14 protein-coding genes are annotated in these 15,961 nt (G+C 67.0%); 12 read left to right on the top strand and 2 right to left on the bottom strand.

All coding sequences use genetic code 11. From position 1 onward, the window contains the following. Window positions 1-137: 137 nt before the first annotated feature. Window positions 138-410, bottom strand: a complete 273-nt coding sequence (locus ASC83_RS00565) for a DUF2061 domain-containing protein (protein ID WP_056056719.1) — start codon at window positions 408-410, stop codon at window positions 138-140. Window positions 411-685: 275 nt separating this feature from the next. Between ASC83_RS00565 and ASC83_RS00560 the strand changes: the two genes are divergently transcribed. The 7 genes from ASC83_RS00560 to ASC83_RS00530 all read left to right on the top strand — a co-directional run bounded on the left by ASC83_RS00560 (window position 686) and on the right by ASC83_RS00530 (window position 11,858). Further along, window positions 686-1,735: an SPFH domain-containing protein gene (locus ASC83_RS00560; protein ID WP_056056717.1), complete on the top strand. Its 1,050-nt coding sequence runs from the start codon at window positions 686-688 to the stop codon at window positions 1,733-1,735. Between the two features lie 114 nt (window positions 1,736-1,849). Then, on the top strand, window positions 1,850-3,364 hold the full coding sequence (locus tag ASC83_RS00555; RefSeq protein ID WP_056056715.1) for a DUF4178 domain-containing protein: 1,515 nt from the start codon (window positions 1,850-1,852) through the stop codon (window positions 3,362-3,364). Window positions 3,365-3,398: 34 nt separating this feature from the next. Then, window positions 3,399-3,620 carry a DUF350 domain-containing protein gene (locus ASC83_RS00550; protein WP_044396181.1) on the top strand — a complete coding sequence of 74 codons (222 nt, stop codon included), beginning with the start codon at window positions 3,399-3,401 and terminating at the stop codon, window positions 3,618-3,620. Between the two features lie 84 nt (window positions 3,621-3,704). Further along, window positions 3,705-5,264, top strand: coding sequence for a polyamine aminopropyltransferase (locus tag ASC83_RS00545; protein WP_056057622.1), 1,560 nt, complete (start codon window positions 3,705-3,707; stop codon window positions 5,262-5,264). 122 nt (window positions 5,265-5,386) lie between these two features. Then, on the top strand, window positions 5,387-9,139 hold the full coding sequence (locus tag ASC83_RS00540) for a PAS domain S-box protein (RefSeq protein WP_056056713.1): 3,753 nt from the start codon (window positions 5,387-5,389) through the stop codon (window positions 9,137-9,139). Then, window positions 9,136-10,128, top strand: coding sequence for a two-component system response regulator (locus tag ASC83_RS00535; protein WP_056056711.1), 993 nt, complete (start codon window positions 9,136-9,138; stop codon window positions 10,126-10,128). Before ASC83_RS00540 ends, ASC83_RS00535 begins: the two co-directional genes overlap by 4 nt. Window positions 10,129-10,139: 11 nt before the next feature. Then, window positions 10,140-11,858, top strand: coding sequence for an NAD(P)-binding protein (locus tag ASC83_RS00530; RefSeq protein ID WP_200938866.1), 1,719 nt, complete (start codon window positions 10,140-10,142; stop codon window positions 11,856-11,858). Between the two features lie 20 nt (window positions 11,859-11,878). On the opposite strand, the gene ASC83_RS00525 is transcribed toward ASC83_RS00530, so the two are convergent. Next, window positions 11,879-12,130, bottom strand: coding sequence for a hypothetical protein (locus ASC83_RS00525; protein ID WP_056056709.1), 252 nt, complete (start codon window positions 12,128-12,130; stop codon window positions 11,879-11,881). A 194-nt stretch (window positions 12,131-12,324) separates the two neighbouring features. Between ASC83_RS00525 and ASC83_RS00520 the strand changes: the two genes are divergently transcribed. From ASC83_RS00520 to ASC83_RS00500, 5 genes are all read left to right on the top strand, one after another. Then, window positions 12,325-13,680: an esterase-like activity of phytase family protein gene (locus ASC83_RS00520; RefSeq protein WP_056056707.1), complete on the top strand. Its 1,356-nt coding sequence runs from the start codon at window positions 12,325-12,327 to the stop codon at window positions 13,678-13,680. 78 nt (window positions 13,681-13,758) lie between these two features. After that, window positions 13,759-14,463, top strand: a complete 705-nt coding sequence (locus ASC83_RS00515) for a riboflavin synthase (RefSeq protein WP_056056705.1) — start codon at window positions 13,759-13,761, stop codon at window positions 14,461-14,463. 17 nt (window positions 14,464-14,480) lie between these two features. After that, window positions 14,481-14,981: a GNAT family N-acetyltransferase gene (locus ASC83_RS00510; protein WP_056056703.1), complete on the top strand. Its 501-nt coding sequence runs from the start codon at window positions 14,481-14,483 to the stop codon at window positions 14,979-14,981. Between the two features lie 44 nt (window positions 14,982-15,025). Continuing rightward, window positions 15,026-15,514 (top strand): NUDIX hydrolase, encoded by a 489-nt coding sequence (locus ASC83_RS00505; protein ID WP_056057615.1) that lies wholly within the window; start codon window positions 15,026-15,028, stop codon window positions 15,512-15,514. A 143-nt stretch (window positions 15,515-15,657) separates the two neighbouring features. After that, window positions 15,658-15,951 (top strand): hypothetical protein, encoded by a 294-nt coding sequence (locus ASC83_RS00500; protein ID WP_082522271.1) that lies wholly within the window; start codon window positions 15,658-15,660, stop codon window positions 15,949-15,951. Window positions 15,952-15,961: the final 10 nt, after the last annotated feature.

Raw genomic sequence — 15,961 nt, 5'->3', positions numbered from 1 at the left:
GAGGACTGCCCGCTATCAGTTGGTATCGGCCAGCCCCGCCAGGCGCTGGACCAGCCAGCGTTGAAAGGCCAAGCCCGTGGCGGTGCGGCTGCGCAGTGGAATGGCGTACATGGCGGTACTCCTTGTCGTGAGTTTGTTCAGGCGCCCTGGATGGCGGGATTGCTGTGGGGCGATGGGGTAGCGCTTTGGCGTGCAGCGCGCCGACCAGCCCGGTCCCACGCCTTTTCATGGAAGAAGAAGGCCACCGCCTGCACCGTGGGCTCCAGCAGGCTCAGGGTGAGCGAGGCCCACAGGTTGCCGGTGACGGCATAGGCCACCAGAGCGGCCACGCAGATGTGGATGAGGTAGTAGCTGCCCGTCTTCATCAGCATGGTTTGGTTCTGGCGGGCAACGCGGCGGATGAGGGACATGGCGGACTCCTTGGTTCAACAGAGCCTGCGGCGGTGCAGCAGGGATGGTTGAATGGTAGTGATTCGCAATAGCGAAAGCCAATTGATCATCGCTAAGGCGCAGATAGCCGCTATCCAATGACGCCTTACGAAGCGCCGCAGCGCCTATCCCAAACAGACTGGTTCTGCGCGTGAACTAGTTCACGTTCCGCCACTGAAAAAAGCCGCTGCCACCAAAGCCCCCGTTGCTATGATGGCCGCTCTTTTCAACCCCCTCTTTTGCTTTGGGAGCACACATGGCCCTCATGGACTTCATCAAGAAACAGTTCATTGACATCATTCAGTGGACCGAAGAGGGGGACGGCACGCTGGCCTGGCGCTTCCCCATGCGCGACATGGAAATCCAGAACGGCGGCACGCTGGTGGTGCGCGAGTCGCAGATGGCCATCTTCGTGAACGAAGGCCAAGTGGCCGACGTGTTTGGCCCCGGCACCTACAAGCTCACCACGCAGACGCTGCCGGTGCTCACATACCTGAAGAACTGGGACAAGCTCTTTGAGTCCCCCTTCAAGAGCGATGTGTACTTCTTCAGCACACGCCAGCAGATCGACCAGAAGTGGGGCACGCCCCAGCCCATCACGATCCGCGACAAGGACTTTGGCGCCGTGCGCCTGCGCGCGTTCGGCAACTACGCCTTCCGTATCGCCGACCCCAAGCTGTTCCACACCGAAATCTCGGGCACGCGCGAGTCCTACCCCGTGGCCGACCTGGAAGGCCAGCTGCGTGGCCTGGTGTTGCAGAACATCAGCAACGCCATTGCCGGTAGCGGCCTGCCGTTCCTGGACCTGGCGGCCAACCAGGTCATGTTTGCCGATGCGCTGACCAAGGAGCTGGCGCCCATCTTCGCCAAACTGGGCATCTTGATCGAGTCCCTCACGGTGCAGAACGTCTCGCTGCCCGAAGAGCTGCAGAAGATCCTCGACCAGAAGATCGGCATGGGCATGGTTGGCAACGACATGGCCAAATTCATGCAGTACCAGACGGCGCAGGCCATCCCCAAATTTGCCGAGGGCGCGGGCAACGGTGGCGGTGTGGCGGGTGACGCCATGGGTCTGGGCGCGGGTGTGGCGCTGGGCCAGGTGCTCGCGCAGAACCTGCAGCAGGGCCTGCAAGGCGGCGGCGCAGCAGCCCAGGCAGCGCCCGCAGCGGCGGCCGCTGCAGTGGGCGTCAAGCCCGAAGACGTGATGGCCACGCTGGAGAAGCTGGGCGAGCTCAAGTCCAAGGGCATCCTCACGCAGGAAGAGTTCGACGCCAAGAAGGCCGAACTGCTCAAGAAGCTCGTCTGATCGATCGGATCGATTGCTATCATAAAAATAGCTGCTTGCGCTGGAGGGATAAGCGCTAGAGGCCAATAGGGCTTCAAAGCCGTTTAGCGCGGCGCGGGCAGAACACTCCACACGATGGCCACCGACCCCACCCAGCGCTATTACCGCGCGCCCTGCCCCGGCTGTGGCGCGCCGGTGGAGTTCAAGAGCGCGCAGTCCACCCATGCCGTCTGCGGCTACTGCCAGAGCACCGTCGTGCGCAGTGGCGATGTGCTCACGCGCCTGGGCAAGATGGCCGAGCTGTTCGACGACCACAGCCCGCTGCAGCTCATGGCCAGCGGGCGCATCCAGCTCGACGGCAAGGACGTTCCCTTTACCCTCATCGGCCGCCTGCAATACAAGGGCGACGCGGGCGTGTGGACCGAATGGGCGGCCTTCCTGAATGACGGCACGCTGGCCACGCTGGGCGAAGACAACGGTGCCTATGTCTTCACCCGGCCCATCGACCCCGGCCGCGAGATGCCTGCGCCCGAGCGCTTTCGCATCGGCACCACCACGGCCATCAACGGCAAACCCTACAGCGTGGCCTACACCGGCCAGGCACAGCTGATCTCGGCCCAGGGCGAGCTGCCCAAACTACCGCCGCTGGGCCAGCCCTTTGGCATGGTCGAGCTGCGCAGCGCCGACGGCGAAGTGGTCAGCATCGACTACGGCCACACCCCGCCCAATGTGGAGCGTGGCAAGGCAGTGCTCCTGGAAGACCTGCAGCTGCAGGGTCTGAAGGACGAATCGGCCAAGGACGAAAAAGGCCGCCAGTTCAACTGCCCGCACTGCGGTGCGCCGGTGCAGGTACAGCTGTCCACCTCCAAGAGCATCACCTGCGGCTCGTGCGCCAGCATCATCAGCCTGGACAGTGGCGTGGGCGGAGAGTTGCGCTCGGCGGAGCAGGACGAACCCGTGCAGCCCCTGATCCCGCTGGGCAGCAAGGGGCAGCTGCAGGGCGTGCACTGGCAGGTGGTGGGCTTTCAGCACCGCATGGGCGTGGAGCCCGGCGATGACGAGCACTTTGGCTGGAGCGAATACCTGCTCTACAACCAGAAGCGTGGCTTCGCGTTCCTGGTCGATTCCGAAGAAGGCTGGAGCATGGTGCGCCCCACCACCGGCGCGCCGCAGATGGCGGCCACGGGCCGCTCCGCCACGTACATGGGCACCAAGTACGACCTCAAGTACACCTACGAGGCCGAAACGACCTACGTGCTGGGCGAGTTCTACTGGCAGGTCACGCGCGGCCAGAAGACCACCAACCGCGACTTTGCGAGCGCCAAGGGCCTGCTGTCGATGGAGCAGAGCCCGAACGAGATCACCTGGTCTGCGGGGGACAAGCTGTCCAGCGACACGGTGGCCAAGGCGTTCAAGCTGGACGACAAGAAAGATGTGCTCCAGCGCGAAGACCCTGGCCCGTTCGTGGCCAAATCCGGCCTGGGCTGCGGCACCATCATCATCATCGCCGTGGTGATCCTGATCCTGCTCATCTTGCTGAGCCGTTGCTCCAGCTGCGATCCCCGGGTCGAAAACTGTTCCTCGTCCTCCAGCTACCGCAGCTCGGGGGGCTCGTACGGCGGATATTCGTCGGGCGGCAGCCACAAGTAACCTCGCAACAACCCGAATTTCACCGGAGAACAGCATGACCAAATTCGAATGGCTTCACCCCCTGTCCATCGGCGGCACGCTGCTGTATGCCCTGATGGGCATCATCATCTTCTGGGCGGCCTTCATCATCATCGACAAGATCACGCCCTACGACCTGTGGCGCGAAATTGTGGAAAAGCAAAACAAGGCCCTCGGCATGGTGGTGGCGGCGATGTGCCTGGGCATCAGCATCATCGTGGCGGCCGCCATTCATTGACGCGCCTGTTTGCCTCCATTGTCTGAATGAACGTAGCAGCGCACCCCGCAGGGTGCGCTGACAGCCGCCTTGTCGCCTCCCACCTTGTCCCCTACCGAGCCAGCGCCCGCGGCGCTGCCCCGATCCCCCGGCCCACGCCCCATTGATATCGCGCTGCTCATCAGCGTGTTCGTCGTGGCTGCCTGCGGCCTTTTGTACGAGCTGGCGGCGGGGGCGCTGGCGTCCTATGTCCTGGGCGACTCGGTGCTGCAGTTCAGCACCATCATCGGCACCTACCTGTTTGCCATGGGCCTGGGGTCGTGGCTGTCGCGTTACTTCGAGCGGCAGCTGCCCGCGCACTTCCTGCGCATCGAGCTGCTGGTGGCGCTGATCGGCGGCGCGCTGCCAGCCACGCTGTTCCTCGCCAATGCGTATGCGCCGGGTGCGTTCCGGTTCCTGCTGTACGGCATGGTGCTGATGGTGGGCACGCTGGTGGGGTTGGAGATTCCGCTGGTCATGCGCATCCTCAAACGCAACGTGGTGCTCAAGGACCTTGTCTCGCAGGTGCTCACGTTCGACTACCTGGGCGCGCTGGCGGTGTCGCTGGCGTTTCCGCTGCTGCTGGTGCCGCACCTGGGGCTCATCCGCACGGGGTTGTTGTTCGGGCTGATGAATGCCGCAGTGGCGCTGTGGGCGGTGTGGCTGTTCCGGCATGAGCTGCGGCGCCTCCAAGCCCATTTGTTCGCCTGCCTGATGGTGGTGGGCCTGCTGCTGGCGGGACTGGCGGGGTCTGAGCAGATCACGAGCTTTGCCGAAGACAAGTTCTACCAGGACCGCATCATCTTCACCACGGCCACGCCCTACCAGCGCATTGTGGTCACGCAGGGCCGCTATGGCCACCGGCTGTACCTCAACGGCAACCTGCAGTTCTCCGAGTCCGACGAATACCGCTACCACGAGGCTCTGGTGCACCCCGCCATGGCCGCGCATGGGGCGCCCAAGCGGGTGGCGGTGCTGGGCGGCGGCGACGGCATGGCGGTGCGCGAGATCCTCAAGTACCCCTCGGTCGAGTCCGTCACCCTGGTCGAGCTGGACCCGGCCATGACGCGCATCTTCAGCGAGAACCCCACGCTGGCAAAGCTCAACGGCCACGCGCTGCAAAACCCCAAGGTGACCATCGTCAACACCGATGCCTTTGGGTGGCTGCAGCAGGGGACGGACCTTTTTGACGTGATCGTGGTGGACTTCCCCGATCCCACCAACTTCTCCATCGGCAAGCTATACACCAACAGCTTTTATGCGTTGCTGGACAAGCGGCTGGCGGCCAGTGGCTACGCCGTGGTGCAGACCACCTCGCCGCTGGTGGCGCGCCAGAGCTTCTGGACGGTGGTGCAGACCATCGAATCCGTGGGCCTCTCGACAGCGCCGTACCACGCCCATGTGCCCAGCTTTGGCGAATGGGGCTATGTCATCGCCAGCCGCAGGCCGTGGCGCCTGCCCGACGCCCTGCCACCCGGGCTCCGGTTCCTGAGCGCCCCGTCGCTGCCCCTGCTGTTCGACTTTCCGCTCGACATGGCGCGGGTGCCGGCCGACGTGAACCGCCTGTCCAACCAGGCGCTGGTGCACAGCTACGAGCGCGAATGGGGCAAGGTGGTGGCGCATTGAGTCGCCGTTTGCCAGGGCCCCAACAGGCATTCGCCGAGCAATTTGCAGGGGTTCTGCCCGCTGGCATGGGCAGCACAATCGGCTACAAAGCTGTCAAGACCTGATCGCCGTGGGCGCCCCCGATGCTGGACCTTTTTTTCCTTTCTGACGCACAGCCCTATCCGCTGCTTTGGGCGCAGCACGATCCCTGGCTGGTGACGCTGTCGGTGGGCATGGCGGTGCTGGCCTCCGTGCTGGCGCTGCAGATGGCGGGTCTGGCCCGCCGCGCCGACACCCGGTTCATGCGCCAGATGGCGCGGGGGTCCGGGGCGATGGCGCTGGGCGGGGGCATCTGGTCCATGCACTTCATCGGCATGCTGGCCTTCACGGTGTGCGCGCGGGGCCAGTTTGATGCGTGGACCACTGTGCTGTCCCTGCTGCCCAGTGTGGGCGCGTCGTGGGTGGCGCTGGGCTTGCTGATGCGCCGCGAGATCAGCCGCGCCGCCCTGGTGGTGGGTGGGGTGCTGGTGGGCGCTGGCATTGGCGCCATGCACTACATCGGCATGGCAGCGTCGCAGTGGGCGCCTGTCATGCGGTACGACCCCTGGGGGTTTGCCGCCTCGGTGCTGGTGGCCGTGTTGCTGGCCATCATGGCCCTGTGGGTGCGGTTTGGGCTGGAGCGCGTGGTGCGTTGGCGCGCCCGGTGGCTCAATGCGGTGGCCGGTGTGGTCATGGGGCTGGCGATTGCGGGCATGCACTACACCGGCATGGCGGCCTTGCGTTTCATTGACGCCCCCAACGAGCTGGAACTGCTGACTGCGGCCGATGGCGCGCCCCTGGCACTGGCCGTTGCTGCAGTGGCGTCGGGTATCGGGCTGCTGGTGATCGCCATCAACGCGGGCTTGCGTTACCGGCAGATGTTCCTGCAGATGCGCCAGAGCGAGTCCCGCTTGCGCGCCATTGCCGACACCGCCGTGGACGGCATGGTGATGATCGATGCGCAGGGCCGTGTGCAGTCCTTCAACGCAGCGGCCGAGCGCATCCTGGGCTGGCGTCCCGACGAAGTGGTGGGCCAGAACGTGTCCATGCTCATGCCCGAGCCCGACCGCTCGCGCCACGACACCTACCTGCAGCGCTACCTGCAAGGCCAGGGCGGTGGCGTGGTCGGCGCCAACAGCCGCGAGGTGCTGGCTTTGCGGCCCGATGGCAGCACCGTGCCCATTCGCATTTCCATAGGCCGCGTGCCGCTGGATGGCGCGCCGGTGTTCGTAGGCTTCATCAGCGACCTGACACAGCGCCGCGCCATGGAGCAGGAGCTGCAGGCCAGCGAGCAGCGCCTGCGCTCGCTCATGGCTAACATTCCGGGCGTCACTTTCCGATGCCGGCACGATGCCGACTGGACCATGCTGTTCATCAGCGATGCGGTGACCGCACTCACGGGCTGGTTGCCGCAGGACTTTCTGGACGGCCGTATCAACTTCACCCAGCTCACGCTGCCCGAAGAGGTGGACCGCCTGTGGGCGGAAGTCTCCATGGCCATCCAGGAGCACCGGCCCTACCACGTGGAGTTTGGCCTGCGGGACCGTGACGGGCGCCTGCGCTGGGTGTCGGAAAGCGGCCGCCCCGTGGCCGGCGATGATGGCCAGGTGTTGTGGATCGACGGCGTCATCATGGACATGACCGTCTTTCGCGAGCGCAACGCCGAGTTCGAGAGCACGGTGCGCGCCATCAACCGCGCGCTCGCGGTGGTGGAGTTCGACATGCAGGGCCATGTGCTCAACGCCAACGCCAACTTTCGAGAACTCATGGGCTACCGGCTGGAAGAGATCGTGGGCCAGCACCACCGCATGTTCTGCGAGCCCGCCTACGCGCAGACCGAGGCGTACGCGCAGTTCTGGGAGCAACTGCGAGCTGGCCAGCTCGATGGCGGTGAATATCAGCGACTGGGCAAGGACGGGCGGCGCATCTGGATCCAGGCCACCTACAACCCCATCTTCGACGCGCAAGGCCAGCCGTTCAAGGTCGTCAAGTTTGCGACCGACCTCACCCAGCGCCGTGCCATGGAGCAAGAGCTGCGGGCCGCCAAGGAGCGTGCCGAGCAGGCCGCAGCCGCGCGCAGCACCTTCCTGGCCAATATGAGCCACGAGATCCGCACGCCCATGAACGCCATCATCGGCTTCACCGAGGCACTGCTTGACACCCCCATGGACGCGCAGCAGCGCCGCCACCTGGGCACGGTGCAGCATGCGGCGCGCTCCATGCTGCGCCTGCTCAATGACATCCTGGACACCGCCAAACTGGAAAAAGGCGCGGTCGAGCTGGAGATTGCGGACTTCTCGCTACAAGAGGTGTGCGACCAGATCCTCGCCTCGCTGCGCATCCATGCGGGCAAGAAGGGGCTCGCGCTGCAGTGCCTGACGGACGACCGGGTGCCGCCCTACCTGCGGGGCGATGCACTGCGCCTGCAGCAGGTGCTGCTGAACCTGCTGGGCAACGCGCTCAAGTTCACCGAGCGCGGCCATGTACTGCTGCGGCTGGACTACCACGACGGCACGCTGGTGATGGAGGTGGAGGACACGGGCATCGGCATCGCGGCGCAGCACCTGGAGCGCATCTTCGACCCCTTTGCGCAGGCCGACGCATCCACCACCCGGCAGTTCGGCGGCACCGGCCTGGGCACCACCATCTCGCGCCAGCTGGTGGAGCTGATGGGCGGCAGCATCAGCGTGCGCAGCACCCTGGGTGTGGGCACCACGTTCACCGTGTGTGTACCTTTGCCGGTGGGCCAGGCCACGGCGGCAGTGGCCACCGTGAGCCATGCGGTCCAGCTGCCGCCGCTGCGCATGCTGGTGGTGGACGATGTGCCGGCCAACATCGAGCTGCTGCAGATCCACCTGGACCGGGGGCGCCACCAGGTGACCGTGGCGCGGGATGGCGAGAGCGCTGTCGCCGCCTACGAAGGCGGGCGCTTCGATGTGGTGCTGATGGACTTGCAGATGCCTGGCATGGACGGCCTGGAGGCCACGCGCCGCATCCGTGCGTTCGAGCAGGCGCAACGGCGCAAGCCGGTGCCGGTGATCGCGCTGTCGGCCAGCGTGCTGGAGCAGGACCGGCGCAACGCACGCGCTGCGGGCATGGACGGCTTTGCGAGCAAGCCGCTGGAGCCCGCCCGCCTGTTCCGCGAGATCGCCCGCGTGCTGCATCTGCAGCCCGACACCTCCACATCGGGGTGGAGCAGCCTGCAGACCTTGACGCGCGCCACCGACATGCCACCGGTCCCCCACGCCACCGTCGCTGCGGTGGACTGGGAGCGTGGCACCCGCCTCTGGGGCCAGCGTGCGCTGCTGCGCGATGCCGTGGCGCGCCTGCTGACCGACCATGCCGCCACCCCCGCCACCTTGCAGGCCCTGGTGGCGCAGCCCGACATGGACGCTGCCCGTGCGCTGGCCCACCGCCTGCGTGGTGCGGCAGGCAACCTGGCGCTGGGCCCGCTGCAAACGCTGGCGCAGCGCATCGAGGAAGCCGCCCACAGCCTGGACCGCACGGCACTGCAGCCGCTGGTGGCCGCCCTGCCCGCCGCGTTGCAGGCCGTAGAGCAAGCCCTGGCCCACGAGGCCGAGGCCGCCGCAGCGCCCGCCCCCGGCGTGGGCCAGCACGCACCGCTGACCGCAGACCAACGCCAGCAGGCCCGGGACGCCGCGCAGGCGCTGCAGCAGGCCCTGGCACAGTCCGAGCTGGCCCAGCCGCCGCTGGACCTGCTGATGCAGCTGCTGCCTGCAGACGCCACCGAGCGCCTGCAAGAGGCCATCGACCGCTTTGACTTTGACCAGGCCGGGGTGCAGTTGCAGCAGCTGCGCACGCACTGGCTGGACGAACCCCTGGAGAACCCCGCATGACACCGGCCCCTGACCAGCGGCCCCGCCTGTTGCTGGTGGACGACGAGCCCACCAATCTGCAGGTGCTGCGCCACATCCTGCAGTCCGACTACCGCCTGCTGTTTGCCACCGACGGCGAACGTGCGCTGCAGGTGGCGCGCGAGCAGCGACCCGACCTGGTGCTGCTCGACATCATGATGCCGAACCTGGACGGCTATGCCGTGTGCCGCGCGCTCAAGGCCGATGCCGCCACCGCCTCCATCCCGGTGATCTTCATCACCGCCCTCACCGACAGCCAGGACGAAACTGCCGGGTTTGACGCGGGCGCGGTGGACTACATCACCAAGCCCGTCAGCCCGCCCGTGGTGCGCGCGCGGGTGCGCACCCACCTGTCGCTGGTGCGCATGGACGAGCTGCGTGAAACCCGCCTGCAGATCGTGCAGCGCCTGGGCCGCGCGGCCGAGTACAAGGACAACGAAACCGGCATGCATGTGATCCGCATGAGCCACTTTGCCCAGCTGCTGGCCCTGGCTGCCGGCCACAGCCCGGCCTGGGCCGAAGACCTGCTCAACGCCGCGCCCATGCACGACGTGGGCAAGATCGGCATCCCCGACGCCGTGCTGCGCAAGCCGGGCCCGCTGGACGCCGATGAGTGGGACACCATGCGCCGCCACCCCGAGATCGGCGCCGAGATCATTGGCGAGCACCCGTCCGGCGTGCTGCAGCTGGCCCGCGAGATTGCGCTGGCCCACCACGAAAAGTGGGACGGCAGCGGCTACCCGCGCGGCCTGGCGGGCGAGGCCATCCCGGTGTCGGCGCGCATTGTGGCCGTGGCCGATGTGTTCGATGCGCTTACCACCCGCCGCCCCTACAAAGAACCCTGGCCCGTGCAGGATGCGCTGGACCACATTGCAGCGCAGGCCGGCAAACACTTCGACCCCGCCCTGGTGGCGCTGTTTGCCCCGCTGGTGCCGCAGCTGCTTGAGATCCGCGCCCGCTGGGCCGATTGAGGCGTGACCGCATGACCCCCTGGACCCTGCAGCGCCGCCAGTTCGTGGCGGGCGCCGCCGCCCTGGCCACGGCTGCGCTGGGCGGGTGCGACCACGCCGTGCCGCCGCTGGAAGGCGGCTTCACCGGCATCGACATGGCGCGCGGCCACCAGCTGCGTGAGTGGCTGGCGCGCGGCACCTGGCCCGAGCCCGCCGTGGTGCGCCGCGCGCAGGTCATCATTGCCGGTGGTGGCGTGGCGGGGCTGGCCGCAGCGCGTGCGCTGCGCCTGGCAGGCGTGCAGGACTTTGCGCTGCTGGAGCTGGAAGACACCGCAGGCGGCAACAGCCGGGGCACCGCCGTCAACGGCATCACCTGCCCGCAGGGCGCGCACTACCTGCCCGTGCCTGGCGACGACGCACGCGAGGTGCAGGACCTGCTGGAGGAGCTGGGCCTGCGCCAGCGTGTGGCCGGGCACTGGCAGTACGACGAACGCCACCTGTGCCACAGCCCGCAGGAGCGCCTGTACTTCGATGGCGAGTGGCAGGACGGCCTGCTGCCCGTGCAGGGCGTGGGCGAGGCCACGCTGGCGCAGTACCGCCGCTTTGCCCAGGCCGTGGACGCGCAGGCCCGCGCCGCCCGGTTTGCCATGCCCGCACTCAAGCTGTGGACCGCCAAGCGCCCACTGGCGCCCAGCCAGCAGGCGCTGGACGCGATGACGTTTGCCGCCTGGCTGGCGCAGGAAGGGCTGGACGATGCCCACCTGCGCTGGTACTTGGACTACTGCTGCCGCGACGACTACGGCGCCGGGGCCGACCGCGTCTCGGCCTGGGCGGGCATCCACTACTTTGCCAGCCGCCATGGCTTTCATGCGCCCGGCGAGGCCGTGGACGAAGCCCGCGAAAGCGTGCTCACCTGGCCCGAGGGCAATGGCTGGATCACCCGGCGCCTGGCCGAGCCGCTGGCCAACACGTCCCACGGCGGCGGCCAGCTGCGCACCGGCACCAGCGTGCTGCGCATTACCGAAGGCCGCCACGGCGTGGAGGTGGATGCGTTCAATCACGCCACCGACAGCGTGGAGCGCTGGCAGGCGCCACGCTGCATCGTGGCGCTGCCCGTCTTCGTGGCGGCGCGCGTGGTGCAGAACCCGCCCGCCTTCCTCACCGGGGCGGCCCAGCGTCTGTCGTGGGCGCCCTGGCTGGTGGCCAACATCCACATCCAAAGTCCGCTCACCGACCGCCCCGGCGCCGCGCCGGCCTGGGACAACGTCCTGTATGCCGACCCCACGGCGGGGGGCCTGGGCTATGTGAACGCCGGCCACCAGCGCCTGGACACCCGTGCGACGCTGGCCGGCCCCACCGTGCTCACCTACTACCAGGCGCTGGGCGACCGGGCGGACGGCCGCCAGCAGCTGGCCACCCAGCCCTGGCAGCACTGGGCCGACGCCGCCCTCGCCGCCCTGGCGGTGCCGCACCCCGACCTGCGCCAGCGCGCCACGCGCGTGGACATCACCCGCTACGGGCACGCCATGTCCATCCCCACACCGGGTTTGCAGCAGTTTTTGAGCAAAATCGGCCTGGAGCGCAGGTCTTTCATGCCTAAGGTGCTATCAAATGGTGAGCGTGCCGCCTGGCTGCCCACGCCCACCACCGCACGGCTGGCGTTTGCGCATGCCGACTGGTCGGGGTATTCGGTGTTTGAAGAAGCCTTCACGCGCGGGCACGGCGCAGGGCTGGTGGCCGCCGCCGGTTGATTCCTTGGTGCGGAGGATCCCTAGCCGCGCTGCCCGTCCCACCACATCCCCAGGCACAACGCGACGCCCACGGCGTACAGCAGCCAGGTGGCCGAGACCACGTAGGGATAAAACATCAACGCCACGCCCCACCAGCGGGTGCGCGGCTGCTGCGCACGCTTGCCGTGCCAGTACGCCGCCATGCCGATCAGGCCAAACAGGATGGCGCCCACTATGTAGGCCGGGCTGGGCAGCTCCAGGCCGAGGGATTGCAGTGCAGAGAGGGTTTCCATGGCGGGTGCGCAGGCCGTGCGGGTGGGGTGAGGCGGGTGTGACTCATGCCAGCGGCAAAAGGTCCCTGGCAAGGTCCCTGGTGTGTGCCCGATTCGGCGTTACTTGGTGGGGGGCGTTGGAGAACCGCTTTTCATGGCGGTGTCACAGGGCGGCGGCATCGTTCACGGTTTTGGCTCTCTTCCCCTTGACCACCATGTCCCGACTGTCCCAAATTGCCGCCTGCGCAGCGCTGCTGTGCGCTGCCGCCACCCCCGCCATCGCCCAGCAGGCCTACCCCGCCACCCTGGCCGGCCACGCCGTGCTGCCCGCCCTCACCGTGGTTGCCGCGCCCAAGGACGCGCCGCAAGACCTGCAGGTGGCGGGCAAGTTCACCACCCCCCGCCGTGTGGACGCCGTGGGCAGCGTGATGGGCCAGTCGGGTGGCCGCGACACAGGCGTGTCGCTGCCCTTCCAGGGCCAGCCCCTCCAGGGCCACTCGGGCATCAAGCGCATGGCCGACGGCTCGTTCTGGATCCTGACCGACAACGGCGCGGGCTCCAAGGCCAACTCGCCCGACTTCATGCTGCACCTGAGCCACTACACCGTGGACTTCAAGAGCGGCCAGTTCAACCGCCTCAAGACAGTCTTCCTGCACGACCCCGACAAGAAGGTGCCGTTTCGGATCACCCACGAAGGCACCGACAAGCGCTACCTGACGGGCGCCGACTTCGACCCCGAGAGCTTCCAGTTCGCCGGTGGCGCACTGTGGATCGGCGAAGAGTTTGGCCCCTTCCTCATCAAGGCCGACCTGAACGGCAAGGTGCTGGCCGTGTTCGAAACGCAGGTGGACGGCAAGGTCGTGCGCTCGCCCGATGCGCCCGGTGTGCTGATGCCCGGTGCCCCCGACGCCAAGCCCACGCCCTTTGAAGTCAAGCGCTCCAAGGGCTACGAAGGCATGGCCTCCAGCAAGGACGGCAGCAAGCTCTATGCACTGCTCGAAGGCCCGCTGTGGAACGACAGCGCGAAGGCGTACGAAAACGTGGGCGGCAAGCAGTACCTGCGTGTGCTCGAATTTGACGTGAAGACCGAGCAATGGACCGGCCGCCACTGGAAGTACGTGCTGGAGGCCAACCACCACGCGATTGGCGACTTCAACATGATCGACGGCACCACGGGCCTCATCATCGAGCGCGACAACGGCGAAGGCACGGCCGACAAAGCCTGCCCCGAGGGCCAGAAGCGCACGGACTGCTTCCACGACCTGGCCAAGTTCAAGCGCGTCTACAAGGTGGAGATGAGCGACGCCAACGTGGGCGGCGAGATCCGCAAGGTGGGCTACATCGACCTCATGAACATCCAGGACCCGCAGCGCCTGGCGCGCAAGCCGCTGAACAACGGCGTGCTCACCTTCCCGTTCTTCACCATCGAGAACGTGGACATCGTAGACAGCACCCACATCGTGGTGGGCAACGACAACAACCTGCCCTTCAGCAGCAGCCGCGAGCCGAACAAGGCGGATGACAACGAGCTGGTGCTGTTGGAAGTGGGTGGGCTACTGCAAGCCAAGTAACCCGGCGCCAGCGCGCGGTGGGGGCCGGGTGGCAAAATTCCCGGTTCCCGTTCCAACGTACCCGGAAGCCGCGCCACCATGTTCACAGGCATCGTCCAAGCCACGGCAGGCATTGCCGCCATCCACGACCGCGCAGGGCTGCGCACCTTCACGCTCGATTTCCCCGAGGGCTTCTGCCAGGACCTGGCCATTGGCGCCAGTGTGGCCACCGATGGCGTGTGCCTCACGGTCACCGAGATCCTGTCGCCCACGCAGGCCAACTTCGACGTGATGCTGCAGAGCCTGAACATCACCACGCTGGGCAGCTACGGCCAGGGCGACCGCGTGAACGTGGAGCGCGCGGCCAAGGACGGTGCCGAGATCGGCGGCCATCCGCTGTCGGGCCATGTGGACTTCACTGGCACGCTCATCGAGCGGCGCGAGTTTGACAACAACCTGGTGTGGCGCGTGGCCGTGCCCGAGGCGTTTCGCCGCTACATCTTTGCCAAGGGCTACATCGCCATTCACGGCGCCAGCCTCACGGTGGCCGAGGTGAACCGGCAAGAGGGCTGGTTCGAGATCTGGATGATCCCCGAGACCCGCCGCGCCACCGTGTTCGAGAACAAGCAGGTGGGCGACCGCCTGAACATCGAGATCGAGCGCAGCACCCAGGTGGTGGTGGACACCGTGCGCGAGGCCGTGCAGGAGAGCCTGGGCCGCCTGCAGCCGGTGCTGGAGGCGCTGCTGAAGGAAAAGGGCCTGTCGCTGGACGACTTCGTGCAGGCGCCCGTGCTGCCGCACTGATCGAACCAAGCTCACTCATGTCCGTGGTGGTGCGCCCGCTGGCGCTGAGCGACCTGTCCGATCTGCTGGCCGTGCAACTGGCCTGCTATGGCGAGGGGTTTGTGGAGAGCGGCGAGGTGTTTGCCCGCCGCCTCGCCAGCCCCGCCAATTGTTCGCTGGTGCTGGAGCAGGGCGGCACGGTGTGTGCCTACCTGGCGGCTTACCGCAGCGTGCGCGGCAAGGTCACCCCGCTGCATGGCGACTTTGAAGCCACTGCCCAGCCCGACACGCTGTACCTGCACGACATGGCCGTGCTGCCTGCCCATGCGGGGCAAGGCCTGGCCCACGCGCTGCTGCAGCCCCTGTGGGCGCAGGCCCGCGCCGAAGGGCTGCGGCACAGTGGACTGGTCTCGGTGCAGGGCTCGCAGGCCTACTGGCAGCGGCAGGGCTATGCGCTGCACCCCTTGCAGGACGCCACCCAGCAGGCCCGCCTGGCCAGCTATGGCGAAGGCGCGGTGTACATGGCGCGAGCGCTGTAGACCTTGTAGGCGCAGTGTCACCCGCCCTCGTCATAATGCCCGCCATGCCCCACCGCTGGAAACCCAACGTCACCGTGGCCGCCCTCATCGAGCGCGATGGCCGCTTTCTGCTGGTCGAGGAAGAAACCACCGACGGCCTCAAGCTCAACAACCCTGCCGGCCACCTGGACCCGGGCGAGTCGCCCATCCAGGCCTGCGCGCGCGAGGTGCTGGAAGAAACCGCCCACGACTTCGAGCCCACAGCGTTGATTGGCGTGTACCTCAACCGCTTCACCAAGACGCGCACGGGGGACGACATCACCTACATGCGTTTTGCGTTTGCGGGCACGCTGGGCACGCACCATGACTGGCGCACGCTCGACACCGGCATCGTGCGCACGCTGTGGCTCACGGCCGACGAGATCCGTGCCTGCCCCGAGCGCCATCGCAGCCCCCTGCTGCTGCGCTGCCTGGAGGACTACCTGGCGGGCCAGCGTTTTCCGCTGACGCTGGTGCACACTGACATTTCGGTGACGGAACCCTCTGCGCAATAGCGCCAGGCGGCAACGCGAAAAAGTTTTTGGACGGCATGTAACCCGCAGTACGCGGGGGACGAATTACCAGGCAGAGAGCGCTCAGTTGTGCAGCGTGATCTACCCGCTTCATTCATCCCTCAACGTTTACGGAGTTACTCACCATGCTGTCTACCCAAGCCAAGTCCACCGCCTCCTTTGCCCTGTCTGCCGCCCTGCTGGCACTGGCATCCACCAGCTTCGCAGCGGATCTGCCCAAGGGTGCCAAAGGCGCGGCCATTGGCGCCAACGACACCGTGCACTGCTACAACGTGCACGACTGCAAGGGCAACAGCGACTGCTCTACCGCAGAGCACAGCTGCAAAGGCCAGAACGCCTGCAAGGGCCACGGCTTCAAGGCCAAGACCGCAGCCCAGTGCCTGATGGAGAAGGGCACCATCGGCGATATCAAGGGATAAGGCAACAAGC

Source organism: Acidovorax sp. Root402 (genome assembly GCF_001425125.1).
Classification (GTDB): domain Bacteria; phylum Pseudomonadota; class Gammaproteobacteria; order Burkholderiales; family Burkholderiaceae_C; genus Acidovorax; species Acidovorax delafieldii.
Note: the sequence above shows the minus strand (reverse complement) of the source record. Positions and strands in the feature narration are given on the sequence as shown.

Coding starts and splice junctions, on each gene's coding strand:
- ASC83_RS00540 (WP_056056713.1), top strand. CDS start 5,387: ATGCTGGACCTTTTTTTCCTTTCTGACGCACAGCCCTATCCGCTGCTT.
- ASC83_RS00520 (WP_056056707.1), top strand. CDS start 12,325: ATGTCCCGACTGTCCCAAATTGCCGCCTGCGCAGCGCTGCTGTGCGCT.
- ASC83_RS00515 (WP_056056705.1), top strand. CDS start 13,759: ATGTTCACAGGCATCGTCCAAGCCACGGCAGGCATTGCCGCCATCCAC.
- ASC83_RS00560 (WP_056056717.1), top strand. CDS start 686: ATGGCCCTCATGGACTTCATCAAGAAACAGTTCATTGACATCATTCAG.
- ASC83_RS00525 (WP_056056709.1), bottom strand. CDS start 12,130: ATGGAAACCCTCTCTGCACTGCAATCCCTCGGCCTGGAGCTGCCCAGC.
- ASC83_RS00500 (WP_082522271.1), top strand. CDS start 15,658: ATGCTGTCTACCCAAGCCAAGTCCACCGCCTCCTTTGCCCTGTCTGCC.
- ASC83_RS00550 (WP_044396181.1), top strand. CDS start 3,399: ATGACCAAATTCGAATGGCTTCACCCCCTGTCCATCGGCGGCACGCTG.
- ASC83_RS00510 (WP_056056703.1), top strand. CDS start 14,481: ATGTCCGTGGTGGTGCGCCCGCTGGCGCTGAGCGACCTGTCCGATCTG.
- ASC83_RS00565 (WP_056056719.1), bottom strand. CDS start 410: ATGTCCCTCATCCGCCGCGTTGCCCGCCAGAACCAAACCATGCTGATG.
- ASC83_RS00505 (WP_056057615.1), top strand. CDS start 15,026: ATGCCCCACCGCTGGAAACCCAACGTCACCGTGGCCGCCCTCATCGAG.
- ASC83_RS00530 (WP_200938866.1), top strand. CDS start 10,140: ATGACCCCCTGGACCCTGCAGCGCCGCCAGTTCGTGGCGGGCGCCGCC.
- ASC83_RS00555 (WP_056056715.1), top strand. CDS start 1,850: ATGGCCACCGACCCCACCCAGCGCTATTACCGCGCGCCCTGCCCCGGC.
- ASC83_RS00535 (WP_056056711.1), top strand. CDS start 9,136: ATGACACCGGCCCCTGACCAGCGGCCCCGCCTGTTGCTGGTGGACGAC.